This is a genomic window from Aureimonas endophytica, from assembly GCF_014642635.1.
Lineage (GTDB): Bacteria > Pseudomonadota > Alphaproteobacteria > Rhizobiales > Rhizobiaceae > Plantimonas > Plantimonas endophytica.
In genome coordinates this window covers 223174-240940 of the sequence record NZ_BMIQ01000001.1, presented here as the reverse complement: position 1 = coordinate 240940, position 17767 = coordinate 223174, and the positions used below count along the sequence as shown (strand labels likewise).

17 protein-coding genes are annotated in these 17767 nt (G+C 68.6%); 3 read left to right on the top strand and 14 right to left on the bottom strand.

The window, feature by feature from the left end:
• Nucleotides 1-4: 4 nt before the first annotated feature.
• Both secD and yajC read right to left on the bottom strand, forming a co-directional pair.
• Entirely contained in the window at nt 5-1612 is a 1608-nt protein-coding gene (gene secD, locus IEY14_RS25815; RefSeq protein WP_188906401.1) for a protein translocase subunit SecD, read from the bottom strand.
• Between the two features lie 118 nt (nt 1613-1730).
• A complete protein-coding gene (gene yajC / locus IEY14_RS01155) occupies nt 1731-2078 on the bottom strand; it encodes a preprotein translocase subunit YajC (protein ID WP_188906400.1) in 348 nt (115 codons plus the stop codon).
• 112 nt (nt 2079-2190) lie between these two features.
• Here yajC and IEY14_RS01150 point away from each other — a divergent pair, with 112 nt between their 5' ends.
• A complete protein-coding gene (locus tag IEY14_RS01150; protein WP_188906399.1) occupies nt 2191-3057 on the top strand; it encodes an ATP-binding protein in 867 nt (288 codons plus the stop codon).
• A 65-nt stretch (nt 3058-3122) separates the two neighbouring features.
• Here IEY14_RS01150 and IEY14_RS01145 read toward each other — a convergent pair whose 3' ends face one another.
• The 11 genes from IEY14_RS01145 to IEY14_RS01095 form a co-directional block, all read right to left on the bottom strand.
• Entirely contained in the window at nt 3123-4760 is a 1638-nt protein-coding gene (locus IEY14_RS01145) for a peptidoglycan DD-metalloendopeptidase family protein (RefSeq protein WP_210318246.1), read from the bottom strand.
• 114 nt (nt 4761-4874) lie between these two features.
• Entirely contained in the window at nt 4875-5549 is a 675-nt protein-coding gene (locus IEY14_RS01140; protein ID WP_188906397.1) for a protein-L-isoaspartate(D-aspartate) O-methyltransferase, read from the bottom strand.
• A gap of 12 nt (nt 5550-5561) precedes the next feature.
• Nucleotides 5562-6320 carry a 5'/3'-nucleotidase SurE gene (surE, locus tag IEY14_RS01135; protein ID WP_188906396.1) on the bottom strand — a complete coding sequence of 253 codons (759 nt, stop codon included), beginning with the start codon at nt 6318-6320 and terminating at the stop codon, nt 5562-5564.
• A 6-nt stretch (nt 6321-6326) separates the two neighbouring features.
• The gene (gene serS, locus IEY14_RS01130; protein ID WP_188906395.1) at nt 6327-7610 is read right to left on the bottom strand and encodes a serine--tRNA ligase; all 1284 of its coding nucleotides are present in this window, start codon (nt 7608-7610) and stop codon (nt 6327-6329) included.
• Nucleotides 7611-7655: 45 nt separating this feature from the next.
• Nucleotides 7656-8477, bottom strand: coding sequence for a twin-arginine translocase subunit TatC (tatC, locus tag IEY14_RS01125; RefSeq protein WP_188906394.1), 822 nt, complete (start codon nt 8475-8477; stop codon nt 7656-7658).
• Nucleotides 8477-8983, bottom strand: a complete 507-nt coding sequence (gene tatB, locus IEY14_RS01120) for a Sec-independent protein translocase protein TatB (RefSeq protein ID WP_188906393.1) — start codon at nt 8981-8983, stop codon at nt 8477-8479. The genes tatC and tatB overlap by 1 nt, the downstream gene beginning before the upstream one ends.
• Before the next feature lie 168 nt (nt 8984-9151).
• Nucleotides 9152-9382, bottom strand: coding sequence for a twin-arginine translocase TatA/TatE family subunit (locus IEY14_RS01115; RefSeq protein WP_188906392.1), 231 nt, complete (start codon nt 9380-9382; stop codon nt 9152-9154).
• Between the two features lie 258 nt (nt 9383-9640).
• On the bottom strand, nt 9641-10660 hold the full coding sequence (gene nagZ / locus IEY14_RS01110; protein ID WP_188906391.1) for a beta-N-acetylhexosaminidase: 1020 nt from the start codon (nt 10658-10660) through the stop codon (nt 9641-9643).
• 13 nt (nt 10661-10673) lie between these two features.
• The gene (locus IEY14_RS01105; RefSeq protein ID WP_188906390.1) at nt 10674-12338 is read right to left on the bottom strand and encodes an SPOR domain-containing protein; all 1665 of its coding nucleotides are present in this window, start codon (nt 12336-12338) and stop codon (nt 10674-10676) included.
• Between the two features lie 101 nt (nt 12339-12439).
• On the bottom strand, nt 12440-14194 hold the full coding sequence (gene argS / locus IEY14_RS01100) for an arginine--tRNA ligase (RefSeq protein WP_188906389.1): 1755 nt from the start codon (nt 14192-14194) through the stop codon (nt 12440-12442).
• A 104-nt stretch (nt 14195-14298) separates the two neighbouring features.
• Nucleotides 14299-15495, bottom strand: a complete 1197-nt coding sequence (locus IEY14_RS01095) for a deoxyguanosinetriphosphate triphosphohydrolase (RefSeq protein WP_188907337.1) — start codon at nt 15493-15495, stop codon at nt 14299-14301.
• A gap of 167 nt (nt 15496-15662) precedes the next feature.
• Here IEY14_RS01095 and erpA point away from each other — a divergent pair, with 167 nt between their 5' ends.
• Together erpA and xth are read left to right on the top strand one after the other, a co-directional pair.
• The gene (gene erpA / locus IEY14_RS01090; RefSeq protein WP_188906388.1) at nt 15663-16001 is read left to right on the top strand and encodes an iron-sulfur cluster insertion protein ErpA; all 339 of its coding nucleotides are present in this window, start codon (nt 15663-15665) and stop codon (nt 15999-16001) included.
• A gap of 11 nt (nt 16002-16012) precedes the next feature.
• Nucleotides 16013-16795: an exodeoxyribonuclease III gene (gene xth, locus IEY14_RS01085; protein ID WP_188906387.1), complete on the top strand. Its 783-nt coding sequence runs from the start codon at nt 16013-16015 to the stop codon at nt 16793-16795.
• 39 nt (nt 16796-16834) lie between these two features.
• Here xth and IEY14_RS01080 read toward each other — a convergent pair whose 3' ends face one another.
• A complete protein-coding gene (locus IEY14_RS01080) occupies nt 16835-17683 on the bottom strand; it encodes a tetratricopeptide repeat protein (RefSeq protein WP_188906386.1) in 849 nt (282 codons plus the stop codon).
• Nucleotides 17684-17767 lie beyond the last annotated feature (84 nt).

Below are 17767 nucleotides of genomic sequence, written 5' to 3'. Positions count from 1 at the left end.
AGCCTCAGAGGGGGAGAGCCTTCGGTCGCGACCGCCGGACCCAGAGCGCCACAATGAAGCGCGTGACGAGGTAGGACGTGAATAGCGTCGAAAGAATGCCGATCGCCAGCGTCACCGCGAAGCCGCGGATCGGGCCGGAGCCGAGCCAGAACAGCGCGATGGCGGCGATGAGCGCGGTGAGATGGGAGTCGATGATGGTGGCGAAGGCCCGGCGGAAGCCGGCATCCAGCGCGGCGAGCACCGACTGGCCGGCGCGCCCCTCCTCGCGGATGCGCTCGTAGATGAGCACATTCGCATCCACCGCCATGCCCATGGTCAGCACGATGCCGGCGATACCCGGCAATGTGAGCGTCGCCCCGAGCACCGTCAGGATGCCGATCATCAGGATGTTGTTGGCGACGAGCGCCAGATCGGCGAAGAAGCCGAGCTTGCCGTAGCAGAGCACCATGAAAACCGCGATCGAGACGGTCGCGACGATCGAGGCGATGAGGCCGGCGCGGATCGAATCGGCGCCGAGGCTCGGGCCGATCGTGCGTTCCTCGACGATCGTCAATTTGGCGGGCAGCGAGCCGGCGCGCAGCAGGATCGCGAGGTCGTTGGCCGATTGCGAGGTGAAGTTGCCGCTGATCTGGCCCGAACCGCCGATAATCGGCTCGCGGATCACCGGCGCCGAGATCACTTTGTTGTCGAGCACGATGGCGAAGGGCCGGCCGACATTGCGCTGGGTGACCTGCGCGAATTTCGAGGCGCCGCTGGAATTCAGGCGGAAGGAGACGACGGGCTCGTTGGTCGTCTGCTGGAAGGTCGCCTGCGCGTCGTTGAGATCGTCGCCGGAAAGGAGCGGCGCGGAATCGACCACATAGGCGATGCGCGGGTCCTCGTTGGCGGGCAGCACGATAGTGCCGGGCGCCTGATTCGCCTGCGCCTCGGCGGCGCTCACCTGCTTCTGCACGAGATGGAAGGTCAGCTGCGCGGTCTGGCCGACGAGATTCTTCAGACGGCCCGGATCGGCGAGGCCCGGCGCCTCGACCAGGATGCGGTCGTTGCCCTGGCGCTGAATCGACGGCTCGACGGTGCCGAGCTGGTTGATGCGCCGGTCGATGACCTGGATCGACTGGTCGACGATCTGGCTGACGCGGCGCGTCAGGCCGGTCTCGGAATAGGTGAAGCGCGCGAGGCCGTCGTCGCCGAGCGAAAGGTCGAACTCGTCCACGGCGCCGCCGCCGAGCAGCGACTGAGTCAGGGGATTGCGCAGCGGCTCCAGCCGCTGGCGCGCCTGCGCGGTCTGCGCCGGGTCGCGCAGCCGCACCTCGACGCCGCCATTGCTGATTCGCAGGTTCGAATAGCCGATGCGCGGCTCCTGCTGGAGCGCGACGCGCGTGTCGCCGAGCAGGCTGTTCAGCCGCTTCTGGACATAGTCGGCGCGGTCGACCTCGTAGAGCAGATAGACGCCGCCCTGCAGATCGAGGCCGAGCACCATCTGGTGCTTCGGCACCCAGCCCGGCAGATCCTCGAGGACGGCGCGGGGAACGACGTTCGGCGCGGCGAAGAAGGCCCCGAGCGCGATGACCGCCCAGATCAGGATCGTCTTCCAGCGCGAGAAATACAGCATATCGATCCTGAATGCGTGGAGGGCGGGCCGGCGCCTGCTGCGCCGCCACCCGCCCGATCATCGTTTCCGATCCGGCAGTTGCGAGAAAGCCGGCCGACCTCAAGCGTCGCGAAGACGGCTATTTCGTGTTGGCCGCCTGCGGCTCGCCCTTCACGCGCACATCGGAGACGGTCGACTGGAGGACACGGATCTTCACCTGCTCGGCGATCTGGACCTCGAGCTCGCCATTCTCCAGCACCTTGGTCACGCGCGCCACGATGCCGCCGCCAGTGACGACGGTGTCGCCGCGCCGGATGTTGCGGATCATCTCGTCGCGACGCTTCATCTGGCTGCGCTGCGGCCGGATGATCAGGAAATACATGATCGCGAAGACCGCCACGAAGGGCAGGATCGAGATCAGGATTTCGTTCGTGCCCCCTCCGCCCACAGCGGTCTGCGCTTGCGCCATGGCCGGCGTAACGAACATGCGAGAACTCCCAGGGAAAGCGTTGCGGGCCGGAGCGGCCCTTTACGGCGTGCGCGAAATATACGAACGGTCCCTCCCAATGCAACACGCTGCGAAACAAGCATCATCCGTCATGTCCACAGAGATCGAACTGGGAGTGCTGCTGGATCGGATCGCCACCGCGCTGGAGCGGCTGGCGCCACGGCCCGAAGACCCGCTCGATTTCGAGGCGGCCGACTGCTTCGTCTTCGAGCCGCCGGTGCGGCTCTTGCCCGTCGCCCGCGTCAACCGCATGCCGATCGCCCTTCTCAAGGGCATCGATCGCTCGCGCGACATCCTCCTCGACAACACCGCGCGCTTCGCGGCGGGGCTGCCCGCCAACAACGCCCTCCTCTGGGGCGCGCGCGGCATGGGAAAATCCTCGCTGGTGAAGGCCGCCCATGCCGAGGCGAATGCCGCGCGCCCCGACGGCGAAGCGCCGCTGAAGCTCATCGAGATTCCGCGCGAGGATATCGACCACCTGCCGGCGCTGATGCATCGGCTGCGCGAGGCGCCCTACCGGTTCCTGCTCTTCTGCGACGACCTGTCCTTCGATCAGGGCGACGCATCCTATAAGTCGCTGAAGGCGGCGCTCGACGGCGGCGTGGAGGGACGGCCGGACAATGTCCTCTTCTACGCCACCTCGAATCGCCGCCATCTCCTGCCGCGCGACATGATCGAGAACGAGCGGGCGACGGCGATCAATCCCGGCGAGGCGGTGGAGGAGAAGGTCTCGCTGTCGGATCGATTCGGCCTGTGGCTCGGCTTCCACAATTGCAGCCAGGACGACTATCTCGCGATGATCGATGGCTATGCCGAGGCCTTCGGCCTGAAGGCCGAGCGCGGCGAGATCCATCGCGCGGCGCTGGAATGGTCGGTCACGCGCGGCAGCCGGTCGGGCCGCGTCGCCTGGCAGTTCATCCAGGATCTCGCCGGCCAGCTCGGCCAGCGGCTTTCATAAAGGCGGAAGGGTCCGCCGCGCCATCGAAGTCGCGGCGGACCCGGGACGACGCTTCCGCGCCCGGCTTACTGGAGGTACTTGCCGGGATCGACGGGCGCCGAATTCTTGCGCACCTCGAAATGCAGCATGGGGGACTGCGCGTCGCCGGACATGCCGGCGGTGGCGATCTCCTGGCCGCGCTTCACCGTCTCGCCGCGCTTCACCTTCAGGTCATCGGCATGGCCGTAGACGGTGACGAGGCCGTTATCGTGCTTCACGAGCACGGTATTGCCGAATTCCTTCAGCCCGTCGCCGGCATAGATGACGACGCCGTTCTCGGCCGCCTTCACCGCGGTGCCGCGCGGCACCGAGATGTCGAGGCCGTCGCTGCGGCGCGCGCCGTCCTTCTCGCCGAAGCGCTTCAGCACCCGGCCCTGCACCGGCCAGCGGAACTGATCGATGCCGGTGCCGGCCGGCGCTGCGGCCGAGGCCTGCTTCTCCGTCTCGTCCGCGACGGTGGTCGCGGGCGCGGCGGGCGCCTCGGCGACGGTGGCGGCCGGCGCCGCTTCCGCCGCGGGCTTGGCGGCCGGCGCCGTCTTGGCGGGCTTCGCCTCGGCGACAGCCGGTTTCGCCGGCGGCGTCGCGGCGGCGGGCTGCGTCGCATCGGCGGCGGCCGGAGCCTTGGCGTGCGGCGCGGCGGGCTTGGCTGCCTCGGCCGTCTTTGCCGGCTGCGGCGCCTGATAGGGCTTCGGCTGCTTCTCCGCCGCCTCGGCCACCGCCTTCGCGGCCGGCTTCACGGCCGAACGCGGCTCGCTGCCGTCGCGCGGATCGATCGAGGCGACGCGGCGCGGCTCGGCCGCTCCGCCCGGAAGAACCAGCTTCTGGCCGAGGCGGACGGTGTCGTCCGTCATGCCGTTCGCGGCGCGCAGTTCGGCAACGCTGACGCCGGCCCGGCGGGCGACGGCGGTCAGCGTGTCACCCGGCTCGACCGTGATGCGGCCGGGCGTCGCGGCGGCCATCTTCGAGGGCGCGCGCAGGGTCTGCGGCGGCGCGCCGAGGGTGCGCGGCTCGGCGCCGGCGCCGGCCGTCGCCATGGCCGGGGCGGCGCCCGGCTTGTCGCCATAGGAATAGGTCGGGATCGCGATCGCCTGGCCCGGCGCGACATCGGCCGCGCTGGCGAGACCATTGGCGGCGACGATCGCCTTCACCGGCACGCCGTAGCGGTTGGAGATCGTCTCCAGCGTCTCGCCTTCGCGCAGGGTCACCGTGTTCGAGGTCTTGTTCCAGCCGGCCTTCATCGCGCTCGGCGCGGCGCGGACGGGCGCATCCGCCACAGCGGGAGCCGCCGAGGCATAGGTGTGCGGCGGCTCGGCCGGGGCGCTGGCGGCGGCGGAAGGGGGCGCCAGCATGCTGCGCTGGATCGGCGCGTCCTGGCGCGCGACCTGCGGATAGGACGGCGTGCTCGCCGCCGCCGCGCCGGAATAGAGCGCCGAGCGCGCCCCGCCGACCGAACCCGTCCGCGTCTCGTCGATGCTCGACGGATAGGCCGAAGCACTACCGACCGCCGCCTGCGGCATCGGCTTGCCCGGCACCGCGCCGGTATAGAACCCGTCGTCGAAGCGGGCGACATCCGCGCTGCAGCCGGCGCCGAGCGCTGTCAGCGCCACGACCGCGACCGTGCGGACTAGACGAAGACGATCGGACCTCAGCACCTCGATACGCATCTATGTCCCCGTGAACCCTTCAGTGTTGGGGATCATTCAACCGCATCAGGGTTACCCGCCGGTTAATCGCCGGGGATCACGAGATATTTTCGTTAGGCATGCCGGCGTGGTCGTTCAGAGCTTGCGCGCCACGCCATGCGCCAAGGGCTGATAGCGCACGGGCCGCAGGTCCTCGCGCTCCAGGCGGCTGCCGACCTTCTGGAGGCGGACGAGCGTCTGCTGTCCCTGCCCCGGCCCCAGCGCGCAGATGATCGAGCCATGCTGCGCCAACTGTTCGAGAAAGCTGCGCGGCAGCGTCTCGAAGGCGGCATGGATGACGATCCGGTCGAAGGGCGCCGCGTCGCGATAGCCGTCGCGTCCATCCTCCTGCACGAACTGCACGCCGGGCAGGCCGAGCTGCTTCAACCGTTCACCGGCCTTGGCGAGCAGCGTCTGATAGCGGTCGAGCGAGGTCACGCGACCGCCGCAACGCGCCAGGAGGGCGGTCACATAGCCGCTGCCGGTGCCGATCTCGAGGATCCGGCTCGTCGGCTCGACCTTCAGGTCGTTGACGAGGCAGACGGCGAAGAAGGCGCCCGGCATGGTCTCGCCGCAATCGATCGGCAGCGCCGCGTCCGAATAGGGATTGGCGATGCCGGCCCGCACGAAGTGGCGGCGCGGCACAGCCTCCACCGCCTGGAGGAGACGCGGTTCGACGATGCGCGAGGAGCGCAGGCGCATCAGAAAGGCGGCGAGTTCCTCGCGGTCGCGTTCCGTCGAGCCCGCCGGCCCCATCCGCAGCCCTTCCATCGCGTCTGGCCCCTAGCGGTCGAAGAGGGTCTTGAGCTCGGCCCGAAGCGCATGCTCGGTGAAGTCGAGCTTCATCGGCGTCACCGAGATGCGACCGGCGAGAAGCGCGCCGATGTCGGAGCCTTCCATCTCCGCGCCGATCTGCCGGCCGAATTTCAGCCAGAAATACGGGAAGCCGCGCCCGTCCCGCCGCTCTTCGAGGCCGAGATTGTATTCGAGCTTGCCCTGGCGCGTCACTTCGATGCCGGTGACGGCATCCGGATGCACCGCCGGGAAATTGACGTTGAAGAGGACGCCTGGCCGGTATTCCGCCTCGATCAGCTTGGCGATGATCGCCGGGGCGTGGCGCTCGGCCGTCTCCCAGATGCAGTCGCGATCGGTGCCCGGCGTATGGGCCTGGCTCAGCGCGATCGAGCGATAGCCGAGCATCGTGCCTTCGATCGCCCCGGCGACGGTGCCGGAATAGGTGACGTCGTCGCAGATGTTCTGGCCGGAATTGACGCCCGACAGAACGAGATCGGGCGCGCCCGGCAGGACATGCTTCGCCCCCATGATCACGCAATCGGTCGGCGTGCCGGTCAGCGCGAAGCGCTTCTCCTCCATGCGCCGCAGGCGCAAAGGATGCGACAGCGTCAGCGAATGCGACAGGCCGCTCTGGTCGCTCTCCGGCGCGACGATCCAGACATCGTCCGACAGGCTGCGCGCGATCCGTTCGAGAACCGCGAGGCCTTCCGCATGGATGCCGTCGTCATTGGTGAGAAGGATGCGCATGAGGGATCAGCCTGCCTTCGCGATCGTCGTCAGGCCGCCCATATAGGGCCGCAGCGCCTCGGGCACGGTCACGCTGCCATCGGCATTCTGATAGTTCTCCAGAACGGCAATGAGGCAGCGGCCGACCGCGACGCCCGAGCCGTTGAGCGTGTGGACGAAGCGCGCCTGCTTGTCGCCGGCCACTTTATAGCGGGCCCCCATGCGGCGGGCCTGAAAGTCGCCGCAGACCGAGCAGCTCGAAATCTCGCGATAGGTATCCTGCCCCGGCAGCCAGACCTCGATGTCGTAGGTCTTGCGCGAGCCGAAGCCCATGTCGCCCGTGCAGAGCACGATCGTGCGGAACGGCAGGCCGAGACGCTTCAGCACCTCTTCCGCGCAGGCCGTCATCCGCTCGTGCTCGGCGAGCGAGGTCTCCTGCGAGGTGATCGACACCATCTCGACCTTGTAGAACTGGTGCTGGCGCAGCATGCCGCGCGTGTCGCGGCCGGCCGAACCCGCTTCCGAGCGGAAGCAGGGCGTCAGGGCGGTGAAGCGCAGCGGCAGGTCCGCCTCGTCCAGGGTCGATTCGCGCACGAGATTGGTCAGCGGCACTTCCGAGGTCGGGATCAGCCAGCGCCCGTCCGTCGTGTGGAAGGCGTCCTCGGCGAATTTCGGCAGGTTGCCGGTGCCGAACATCGCCTCGTCTTTGACGAGAATCGGCGCGACGACCTCCTGATAGCCGTGCTCGCCGGCGTGAAGGTCCAGCATGAACTGGCCGAGCGCCCGTTCGAGCCGGGCGAGCGGCCCCTTCAGGACCGCGAAGCGCGAGCCGGCGATCCGCCCGGCCTGCTCGAAATCCATGAGGCCGAGCGCCTCGCCGATCTCGAAATGCTCCTTCACCGGGAAGTCGAAGGCGCGCGGCGTGCCGACCCGGCGGACCTCGACATTGGCGGTCTCGTCGGGACCGATGGGCACCTCGTCAAGCGGCACGTTCGGAATGCGGGCGAGCCTGTCCGTCATCGCCGCGTCGATGCGGCGCTCGGTCTCCTCGCCTTCCTGGATCGCGGCCTTGATTGCGGCGACTTCGGCGATCACCGCCTCGGCGCGGGCGGCATCGCCCGAAGCCTTGGCCTTGCCGATCTCCTTGGAGGCTTCGTTGCGGCGGCTCTGGAGGTCCTGCAGATGCTTGAGATGCCCGCGCCGCTCCTCGTCGAGCCGCACGATCTCGGCCGCCAGAGACTCGGCGCCCCGCGCCGCGAGCGCGGCGTCGAGCCTATCCGGATTGTCGCGTATCCACTTGATATCGAGCATGGTTCTTCCGCTCCCGGACAATTGGAAGCGGCGAGGCCGCGGGCCTCACTGCAGCTCGGCTGGCGCCTCGGTCTCGGCCAATTGTCCGGCCCGTTTGCGTTCGATCATCCGCGCCGTGATGATGGCAATCTCGTAGAGAAGGATGGTCGGCACCGCAAGACCGATCTGCGACATCGGGTCCGGCGGCGTCAGCACGGCGGCGGCGATGAAGGCGAGCACGATCGCCCATTTGCGCTTCTCGGCGAGGCCCTGCGCCGAAAGGAGCCCGGCCCGCACCATCAGCGAGGTGACGACCGGCAGCTGGAAGACGAGGCCGAAGGCGAAGATCAGCCCCATGATCAGCGAGAGATATTCCGAAACACGCGGCAGGAGTTGGATGGCCGCCTGTCCGGGCACCTCGCCCGATTGCTGCTGCGACAGGAAGAACCACATCACCATGGGAGTGAAGAAGAAATAGACCAGCGCCGCGCCGAGCAGGAACAGGAGCGGCGTCGCCACCAGGAAGGGCAGGAAGGCGTCCCGCTCCGACCGGTAGAGACCGGGCGCGACGAACTTGTAGACCTGGATGGCGATCACCGGAAAGGCCAGGAAGAAGCCGCCGAAGGCGGCGATCTTCACCTGGGTGAAGAAGAATTCCTGCGGCGCCGTATAGATCAGTTCCACCTGGTCCGGCGGGATGCCGGCCCAGCCGGACGCCGTCTGATACGGGATGATCAGGAGGTTGAAGATCGGCTTGGCGAAGAAGAAGCAGATGACGAAGGCGACGAAGAAGCCGAGCAGCGACCAGATCAGCCGGCGGCGAAGCTCGATCAGATGCTCGATCAGCGGCGCCGAGGAGGCGTCGATATTGTCCTGTCCGGCGCGCATCAGGCACGCTCCCGATCGACGGCGACCGGCACGGGCGCCGGCTCGTCGGACGCAGCCTTGACGACGGGCGGTTCCGTGCCTGTCGCTCCGGCGGCATCGCCATGCCCGGCTGGCGTCGCCGTCGGCGCGGGATCGTTGGCAGGGACCGGTGCGGGCGTCGGCGCGGCGGGCGCGTCGGCGCTCGGCACCCTGGGCTCCGGCGCCTTGGTCGCGGCGCGCAAGGAGGAGCGGATCTCGTCGCCGACCGCCCGGATCGGGTTCAACGCCTCGCGGATATTATTGCGCGGGTCCATCTTGCCGATGTCGCGAACGGTGTCGCGGACATCGTCCATCTCGGCCTCGCGCAGCGCCTCGTCGAACTGACGGCGGAAATCGCCGGCCATCCGTCGGAACTGCGACGTCATCCGGCCGAAGGTGCGCAGCATATGCGGCAAATCCTTCGGGCCGACCACGACGATCAGCACCACGCCGATCACGAGGATCTCAGACCAACCGACTTCGAACATCGACAGACTTTCGAACGAGTTGAGAGCCCGGATTGCCGGCGGCTGCTCCTCCCGGCGACGTGCGGGCGCGCCCGACGAAACGGGCGCGACGAGCGGCGTCGAAACGATCGCGCCGGAGGCGCGGGCAAGGCGTGTCGACGCCCCTGCCCGTCACCTCCGCGTAAAGGCTCAGATGGTGGTCTTCTCGGCCTGGCGCTCGCGAACCAGATCGCCCTCGCGATGGTCGAGCGAACGACGCTCCTGCGCGACGGTCGATTCGTCCTCGTCGTTCATGCCCTTCTTGAAGTTCTTGATGCCCTTGGCGACGTCGCCCATCAGCTCGGGAATCTTGCCGCGACCGAAGAGAAGCAGCACGACGGCCAGAACGATGAGCCAATGCCAGATGCTGAAGCTACCCACTGTCTTCCTCCTTGTGCCGCGCGGCGCGGTTCCGCGTCCGGCCGGTCGCCCGCCTGCGCCGAGGCATGGTCTGGCGCCGAACTCTCAAGTTAAGCGGCCTTCGGCGATTGTTCAAACACGAAGAGACGTGCGAGATCAACGAGAACCGCCCAGCGCGCGGTCGCGCGCCGCTTCGGGTCGCACTTATCCACGCGTTCCAGCTTCCCTAGAACGCGATCGTGGCGGAGGTGAGACTGGTCGGGCGCCCTCCGGGCCGGTTCAGGCGACGAGACTTGTCAGGCGGGCATAGTCCTCGCGCAGCGCCGCCTCGTCAGCCGGCTCCAGCCGCGCTGGACCATAGACCTCCGCCGCCTCGGCCCGGAGTGCCGCCTTGCCGTCGAGCTCCGGCACGGCGCCGGCGACCTTCCGCATCTCGGCCATGTCGCCGTTGCAATGCAGCGCGAGATCGCAGCCCGCGGCGATGGCACGGCGGGAGAGTTCGCCCATGTCGCCTTCGAGCGCCTTCATCGACATGTCGTCGGTCATCAGGAGCCCGTCGAAGCCGATCTCCTCGCGGATCACGTCCTCGATGACGATCGCCGACAATGTCGTCGGCGCGGTCGCATCGATATCCTTGAAGAGGATATGGGCGGTCATCGCGGCCGGCAGGTCGTTCAGCGCCCGGAAGGGCTGGATGTCGGAGGCCGAGAGTTCGGCTCGCGTCGCCTCGACGCGCGGCAGGTGGAGATGGCTGTCCATCGTCGCCCGGCCATGGCCCGGCAGATGCTTCATCACCGGCGTCAGGCCGCCGGCGGCGAGACCGCGCGCCGCCGCGCCGCCGAGCCGCGCCACCACGTCCGGCGCCGCCGCATAGGCCCGGTCGCCGATCGCCTTGGTCGCGCCTCCGACATGAAGGTCGAGACAGGGCAGGCAGTCGAAGTTGAAGCCATAGGCGGCGAGATCGAAGGCGAAGAGCCGCCCGGTCAGCCAGGCGGCGCGCTCGGCCGCCTCGGGCTCGGCGGCGTGAAGCGCGCCGAGCACCGCCGCCGGCGGGTAGCTCGGCGCCAGCGGCGGACGCAGGCGCTGCACGCGCCCGCCCTCCTGATCGACGAGAACCGGCGTCGTCGCCCGACCGCCGATCTCCTTCAGCTCGGCGATGAGATCGCGCAATTCGCCCGCCTCGCCGATGTTTCGGCCGAAGAGGATGAAACCGAACGGCCGCTCGTCGGCGAAGAACGCCTTCTCGTCGGCGCTGAGACGCTTGCCGGCGCAGCCGGCGATCCAGGCTTTCGACTGCACGTTGCCCCGTCCGTCAGCGCGTCACGATGCAGGTCGCGCCGGCCGACTTCAGCCGGGAACAGAGCGTCGCCGCCTCGTCCTTCGAGCCGGCCGCGACGCGTACCCGGTAATAGGTGCCCTTGCCGGGGATCTCGGCCGGCTGGATGCCGACCGACCGGCCGGCGATCACGCTGGAGAAGCGGCCGGAGAGGCTCGCCATCGACTGCTGCGCGGCGGCCTCGTTCGGCTGCGAGGAGATCTGCACGAAATAGCCGCCGGCCGGGAGCGCGGAGGCGACCTGGACCGGCTGTGCCGGGGCCTCGGCCACGGGCGCCGCCGGCGTGGGCGCAGGCGTCGGGCGCGAGGTCGCGAGCGGCACCTTCGCCGGCTTCTCCGCGACGGGCTTCATCGCCGCCGGCACCGTCGCGACATGGACCGGATCCGGCGTCGCGGGCGCCGCCGCCGTCGAAGCGGTCGTCATCGACGCATCCTCGGCGGAGGCGACCTCCGCCTCGTCATTGGCGATCAGACGGCCGTCGGGGCCGACCTTCATCGTCTTCACCCGGCGCGGCTGCAACGGATGCGCGGCGCCCTGCTCCTCCGTCTCGGTCGCGGCGGTGATGCGCGTCTCGTCCTTCTGGTCGCCCGCCGTCTCGTCCGCGCCGAGCTCGACGCCCGGCAGCGCGTCGGGATAGGCCTCGTCCTCGTCCTTCGGCAGTTCCATCGGCTCTTCCGCATTGCGCAGGAGCGCGGTCTGGACCGGCTTGTCGTCGCTCTTGTTCGGCGAGGCGACGCGCTCGTAGACCGCCTTGTTCTGGTTCGGATAGGCGCGGCCGCCGGGATCCTTCGGCACGATCTTGTAGGGCTCGGCATCCGCCTTGATCAGAAGCGGCTCGCCATCGGCGCCAAGCGTCGAGGCCGAGCCGTGCAGAGCGACATAGCCGACGCCGCCGAGAAGCAGGAGCGCCGCGAGGCTGCCGCCAGCGAGAAGCCCGCGCTTCAGGCCGCCGCGCGAGCGCCCGGCCGGAACATAGTCGTGCGGCGCGCCGTCATAGGCGGCATAGGTGTCCGCCGGCGCCTCGCCATAGCCTTCGGCATAGGCGGCGTCCGGCACCGAGGCCGGGCGCGCCTTCGGCACGACGGCCGGGCGGATGACCGCCAGCTCGCTGCGGATCAGTTCCTCGAACTCGTCGACCTCGGCGACCGGCTCGTGGACGATCCGCTCCTCGGCGGCCCGTTCCGGCGCGAAGGACTGCGTTTCGACGACGATGCGATCGCGCGGCCGGGCCGGCGCGCTCAGATTGCGCAGCACGGATTCCAGCTCGTCGTCGATCTCCTCGTCCGTCAGATGGGTCGGGCGCGAACCGGCGCCCTTCGAGGCGGCCGAGCTGGAGCGCGCGACGGCCCGATCCGGCCGGGCCGGCTGAGCGGAGGGCGCCGCCACGCGGCGCGTGGCGCCGAGCCGGGCGGCGTCGCTCTCGAAGGCGGTTTCGAATTCCCGCTCCAACGCGTCGAAGGCGCCGTCCATGTCGGGATCGTGGCGCTGCTGCGCCGCCGGGCGGGCCCGGCCGTCGTCGAAACGCGCATCATACTTCAGCTCCGACTCGAAGATCTGTTCGAGTTCGGCGAAGGGATCTTCGGAAACGGGCGCTCCACCTCTCGTGGCGGAGCCGCGAGCCAGGCCCTTCATGTTACCCATCAACCCCTCGCTATCCTTCGCCCGATCCGGACGTTCCCGCGAACCTTCGGCCGGAAGTAACCGAAGTGCCTAGGCGGCGATGTTGACCAAAGCGTGATCGCTCAACGCATTTCGTCGGGCGCGTCGGCCCCGATCAACTTGAGGCCCGAAGCAACGACCGACGCGACGCCGCGCACGAGGCCAAGTCTCGCCAGGGTCAATCTTGGCTCGTCAGGGTTAACAAAGCGTAAGCCCGGCACGTCGCGGCCGCGATTGTATTGCGCGTGGAAGAGCTGGGCGAGGTCGTAGAGATAGAAGGCGACGCGATGCGGCTCCTTCGCCTCCGCCGCCGCCAGCACGAGGCGCGGATATTCGGCGAGCTTGCGGATGAGGCCGATCTCGCCCTCGTCGGCGAGAAGCGCGAGGCGCTCGCGATCGGCCAGCGCCGCATCCGCCGGCACCTCGATCCCCGCCCCTTGCGCCTGGCGGAACACGGACGCGGCGCGCGCATGGGCATATTGGACATAGAAGACCGGATTGTCCTTCGACTGCTCCGTCACCTTCGCGAAGTCGAAATCGAGCGGCGCGTCGCTCTTGCGATAGAGCATCATGAAGCGCACCGGGTCGCGCCCCACCTCCTCCACCACTTCGGCCAGCGTCACGAAGTCGCCGGAGCGCTTCGACATCTTCACCGGCTCGCCGTCGCGATAGAGCTTCACCAGCTGGCAGAGCACGACCGAGGCCTCGGCGCGGCCGGCGGACACCGCCTTCGCCACGGCCTCCAGCCGCTTCACATAGCCACCGTGATCGGCGCCCAGCACATAGACCATCTCGTCGAAGCCACGCGCGAACTTGTCGGCGAAATAGGCGACGTCGGCGGCGAAATAGGTGTAGCTGCCGTTCGACTTGACGAGCGGCCGATCCATGTCGTCGCCGACTTCGGTCGAGCGCAGAAGCGTCTGCTCGCGATCCTCCCAGTCCTCCGGCAGCTGGCCCTTCGGCGGCGGCAGGGTGCCCTGATAGACGATGCCGCGCTCCTGGAGCGCCGCGACGGTCTCAGCGATGCGGCTGGCATTACCGCCATTCCTGGCATGCAGCGAGCGCTCGGAAAAGAAGACCTCGTGCTCGATCCCGAGCCGCTTCAGATCGTCCCGGATCATCATCATCATGGCGTTGATGGCGTAGTCGCGCACGATCGGCAGCCACTCCGCCTCGTCCATGCGCTTGAGTTCGTCGCGACGCGTCAGCGCCAGCGCGGCGCCGACCGGCTTCAGATAGTCGCCGGGATAGAGGCCCGCCGGGATCTCGCCGATCGTCTCTCCGAGCGCCTCGCGATAGCGCAGGAAGACCGAACGGGCGAGGACGTTCACCTGCTCGCCGGCATCGTTGATGTAATATTCCTTCACCACCTCGGCGCCGGCGAAGGCGAGAAGGTTGGCGATGCTGTCGCCGACGACGGCGCCCCGGCAATGGCCGACATGCATCGGCCCGGTCGGGTTGGCCGAGACATATTCGACATTGATCCGCCGCCCGGTCGGCGCGGCGCGGCCGTAGTCGAGGCCGCGCTCCAGCACCTCGGCGAGATGGTTCGTCCAATAGGCGGGCTTGAGGCGCAGGTTGATGAAGCCCGGCCCCGCCACTTCGACCGCCTCGACATCGGCATTGCCGCGCAGCGCCTCGGCGAACGTCTCGCCGAGCTCGCGCGGTTTGCGGCCGAGCGGTTTGGCCAGCACCATCGCCGCATTGGTCGAAAGATCGCCATGGCCGGCATCGCGCGGCGGCTCGACCGCGATCCGCGACAGATCGGGCGCGTCCGTGCCGAGAACGGCGCCGACGGCCTTGCGGATGCGCGTTTCGAAATCGGCGAAGATGTTCATGAGCGTCTCGAGCGGATCGGAAATGGGCATGGCTCGCGGCGAACGCGCATGCGAGGCCCAAGCCATCGGGCACCGGCGCAGGGCCGCGAGCGATCGCCGGGCGCCTAACGCAATTCCGGAGTCGCGTCAAACAAGCGCCGATGCTCGGCCATCGCGTAGGAATCGGTCATGCCGGCGAGATAGTCGCAGACTCGGCGCGCCCGCACCAAAGCGGGGGCGGCCGCCATCGCCTCGCTCCAGGCCCCCTTCATCTCCTCGGGCGCCGTCATGTAGCGGTCGAAGAGCTGGGCGACCACGGTCTCCGCCTGGTCCATGACCCTGCGGACCGACCCGGTGCGATAGACATTGGCGAAAAGGAAGCGCTTCGTCTCGGCTTCCGCCTCGCGCATCGCCGGCGAGAAGGCGACCATCGCGCGGCCCGCCACGCGCACCGCCTCGGCATTGGCCGGGTCGAGTTCGGCGAGATTGGCGGCGGTCGTGCGGATCACGTCCTCCACCATCCGGGTGATATGCCGCCGCATCACCTCGTGGATCAGGCGCGAGCGCTCCAGTCCCGGATGGCGCGCTTCCACTTCCCGCAGGATGTCGCCGGCCAGCGTCAGGCCGCGCAGGTCGGCGATGTCGATGAGGCCGGCGCGCAGGCCGTCATCAAGATCGTGGGTGTCATAGGCGATGTCGTCCGCGATCGCCGCCGACTGCGCCTCCAGGCCGGCGAAGCGGTCGAGTTCCAGGGGAAACAGCGCGTCGAAATCGAGGATCGGCTTCGACACCGGTTCCGCCTTGGCATAGGGGCCGGTCAAGGGGCCGTTGTGCTTCACCAGCCCTTCCAGCGTTTCCCAGCTGAGATTCAGCCCGTCGAACTCGGCATAGCGCTGTTCGAGGCTCGTCACGACGCGCAGCGCCTGGGCATTGTGGTCGAAGCCGCCGAAATCCGCCATCTTCGCGTTGAGGGCCCGCTCGCCGGCATGGCCGAAGGGCGTGTGGCCGAAATCGTGGACGAGCGCGATCGCCTCGGTCAGGTCCTCGTCCAGCCGGAAGGCGCGGGCGAAGGCGCGGGCGATCTGCGAGACCTCGATCGTGTGGGTGAGGCGCGTGCGATAGGCGTCGCCCTCATAGGCGAGGAAGACCTGCGTCTTGTGCTTCAGACGCCGAAAGGCGGCGGAATGGACGATGCGGTCGCGGTCGCGCTGGAACGGCGTGCGGGTCGGACTGTCGGCCTCCGGGAACAGCCGACCGCGCGAGGCGCCGGGATCGCAGGCATAGGGCGCCCTGTTTCCCAGGCCGAAGCCCAGTCCCGCCATCTGACCGATCGTGCCCGACACGCGCGCGCTCCTTGCCGATCCGCGCCGGAGCTGTCCGACGCGCCGATTGACCGGCTTCCCGCCGCTGCATACTTAAGTGACGTCGCTCCAACAACGAGAGGCGGCGGCGCCGGTCCGCAAAGATCGCCGCGCGCGTCGAAATCGCCATGACACCTGCCGAGCCCATCACCGTTTCGGACAGCGCGGCCCGCCGCATCGCCGCCATCGTGGCGAAGGAAGGCGGGGAGACGCGCGCGCTCCGCGTCTCCGTCGAAGGCGGCGGCTGTTCCGGCTTCTCCTACAAATACGACCTGACGGGCGCGGGCGAGCCGGACGATCTCGTCATCGAGAAGGACGGCGCCACGGTGCTCGTGGACCCGATGTCGCTCGCCTATATGGAAGGGGCGGTGATCGATTTCGTCGACGACCTGATGGGGCAGTCCTTCCAGATCCGCAATCCGAACGCCGTCGCCTCCTGCGGCTGCGGCACCAGCTTCTCGATCTGAGCTCCCCCGACGTGCTTGTCGCCACCTGGAACATCAATGGCGTCAAGGCGCGCCTCGAGACGCTGCTCGCCTGGCTCGGCGAGCGCCAGCCCGACATCGTCGGCCTGCAGGAAATCAAGTCGGTGGACGAGGGCTTTCCGCGCGCCGAGATCGAGGCGGCCGGCTATCATGTCGAGACCGCCGGCCAGAAGGGCTTCAACGGCGTCGCCCTTCTTTCCCGCCTGCCGCCGCGCGAGGTGCGGCGCGGCCTGCCGGGCGATGCCAGCGACGAGCAGGCCCGCTATATCGAGGGCGTCTGGCCGTTCGGCGGCCGGACCCTGCGTGTCGCCTCGCTCTATCTGCCGAACGGCAATCCGATCGGCACGGAAAAATTCGACTACAAGCTGCGCTGGATGGCGCGGCTCGAGACCCATGCGCAGGCGCTGCTCGCGGATGAGGAGCCCTTCGCGCTCGTCGGCGATTACAACGTCATTCCGATGCCGGAGGACATCCGCCGGCCGGAGACGATGCTGGGCGACGCGCTGTTCCAGCCGGAAAGCCGCGCGGCCTTTCGCCGTCTGGCGGCGCTCGGGTTGACGGACGCGATTCGCGCCTGTTCCGACGCGAGCGACCTCTACACGTTCTGGGACTATCAGGACGGCGCCTGGCGCAAGAATCACGGCTTCCGCATCGACCATGCGATGCTGTCGCCGGAAGCGGCCCGCCATCTGCGCTCGGCCGGGATCGATTCGCATGTCCGGGCCTGGGAAAAGCCGTCGGATCACGTGCCGGTGGTGGTGGATCTGGCGGGCTGACCGCGCGGAACCGGGCGCGACAGGGCGCCCGGCATCGCCTCAATTGGCCTGGGCGGACACCAGCCGGGCATCGGCATAGGCGAGCGCGGTGCGCCGATCGCCTTCGGTCGCGAGCGAGAACGCCTCTTCCTGCATCTGGCGGATCCAGTCGCGGTCGCCCGGCCCGGCATTGCGCAGCGCCATCGTCAACAGCGCCAGTCCCCGCACCGGCTCCGGATCGACATCGATCTGGTCGCCGTCGAAGAGGAGATGGCCGAGCAGCGCCTGTGCGCCGGAATTGCCCTTTTCCGCCGAAAGGTTCAGCCAGCGCGCCGCCTGACGCGGATTGGCGCGGCCGCCCTCGCCATAGAGCAGCATCCGGCCGAGCCGATATTGCGCCTGCGGATCGCCGAAGATCGAGGCGGCGTGGAAGTAGAGCTGGCGCGCCTGCGAGAGATCGATGCTGACCGGCGTGTTCGGAATCCCGGTGCGCATGTAATCGGCGAGCGCCGTCACCGAACTCGCCACATAGGCGGCGTTCGGCGAGGCGGCCGTGTCCTCCTGGTCGTCGTTGACGATCTCCTGGAAGATCTTGAACGCCTCGTAGTCGTTGCGCGGCACGCCGTCGCCATCGGCATACATGCGGCCGAGCTTCCAGCGCGCGCCGGGATGACCCTTGTCCGCCGCATAGCGCAAAGCCTCGGCCGCCTCGGTCTTCTTGCCGCGCTTATAGGCGCTGAAACCGAGATTGAAGAGTTCGGCCGGCCCGGCATCGGGACCGAGCATGCTGTTCGGGTCGAGCGCGAGGGCACTGGTGCCCATCGGCCCGAAAAAGAGCCCGATCGCCAGGGCGATCGATCCGGCAGTGCCCGCGACGCGAGGCCGCCAGCTTGCCATAGACGCGCGCATCAGATGCCGCTCCGCATTCCAGCCGCGACCGGCATCCCGGCCGCTTCCGGGGAATATGCCGCGCACGCGCAAATAAAGACTGAA

Excerpts from the sequence above, each read along its gene's own strand:
- secD (WP_188906401.1), bottom strand. The coding sequence starts at position 1,612 with ATGCTGTATTTCTCGCGCTGGAAGACGATCCTGATCTGGGCGGTCATC.
- yajC (WP_188906400.1), bottom strand. The coding sequence starts at position 2,078 with ATGTTCGTTACGCCGGCCATGGCGCAAGCGCAGACCGCTGTGGGCGGA.
- IEY14_RS01150 (WP_188906399.1), top strand. The coding sequence starts at position 2,191 with ATGTCCACAGAGATCGAACTGGGAGTGCTGCTGGATCGGATCGCCACC.
- IEY14_RS01145 (WP_210318246.1), bottom strand. The coding sequence starts at position 4,760 with ATGCGTATCGAGGTGCTGAGGTCCGATCGTCTTCGTCTAGTCCGCACG.
- IEY14_RS01140 (WP_188906397.1), bottom strand. The coding sequence starts at position 5,549 with ATGGAAGGGCTGCGGATGGGGCCGGCGGGCTCGACGGAACGCGACCGC.
- surE (WP_188906396.1), bottom strand. The coding sequence starts at position 6,320 with ATGCGCATCCTTCTCACCAATGACGACGGCATCCATGCGGAAGGCCTC.
- serS (WP_188906395.1), bottom strand. The coding sequence starts at position 7,610 with ATGCTCGATATCAAGTGGATACGCGACAATCCGGATAGGCTCGACGCC.
- tatC (WP_188906394.1), bottom strand. The coding sequence starts at position 8,477 with ATGCGCGCCGGACAGGACAATATCGACGCCTCCTCGGCGCCGCTGATC.
- tatB (WP_188906393.1), bottom strand. The coding sequence starts at position 8,983 with ATGTTCGAAGTCGGTTGGTCTGAGATCCTCGTGATCGGCGTGGTGCTG.
- IEY14_RS01105 (WP_188906390.1), bottom strand. The coding sequence starts at position 12,338 with ATGGGTAACATGAAGGGCCTGGCTCGCGGCTCCGCCACGAGAGGTGGA.
- argS (WP_188906389.1), bottom strand. The coding sequence starts at position 14,194 with ATGAACATCTTCGCCGATTTCGAAACGCGCATCCGCAAGGCCGTCGGC.
- IEY14_RS01095 (WP_188907337.1), bottom strand. The coding sequence starts at position 15,495 with ATGGCGGGACTGGGCTTCGGCCTGGGAAACAGGGCGCCCTATGCCTGC.
- erpA (WP_188906388.1), top strand. The coding sequence starts at position 15,663 with ATGACACCTGCCGAGCCCATCACCGTTTCGGACAGCGCGGCCCGCCGC.
- IEY14_RS01080 (WP_188906386.1), bottom strand. The coding sequence starts at position 17,683 with ATGCGCGCGTCTATGGCAAGCTGGCGGCCTCGCGTCGCGGGCACTGCC.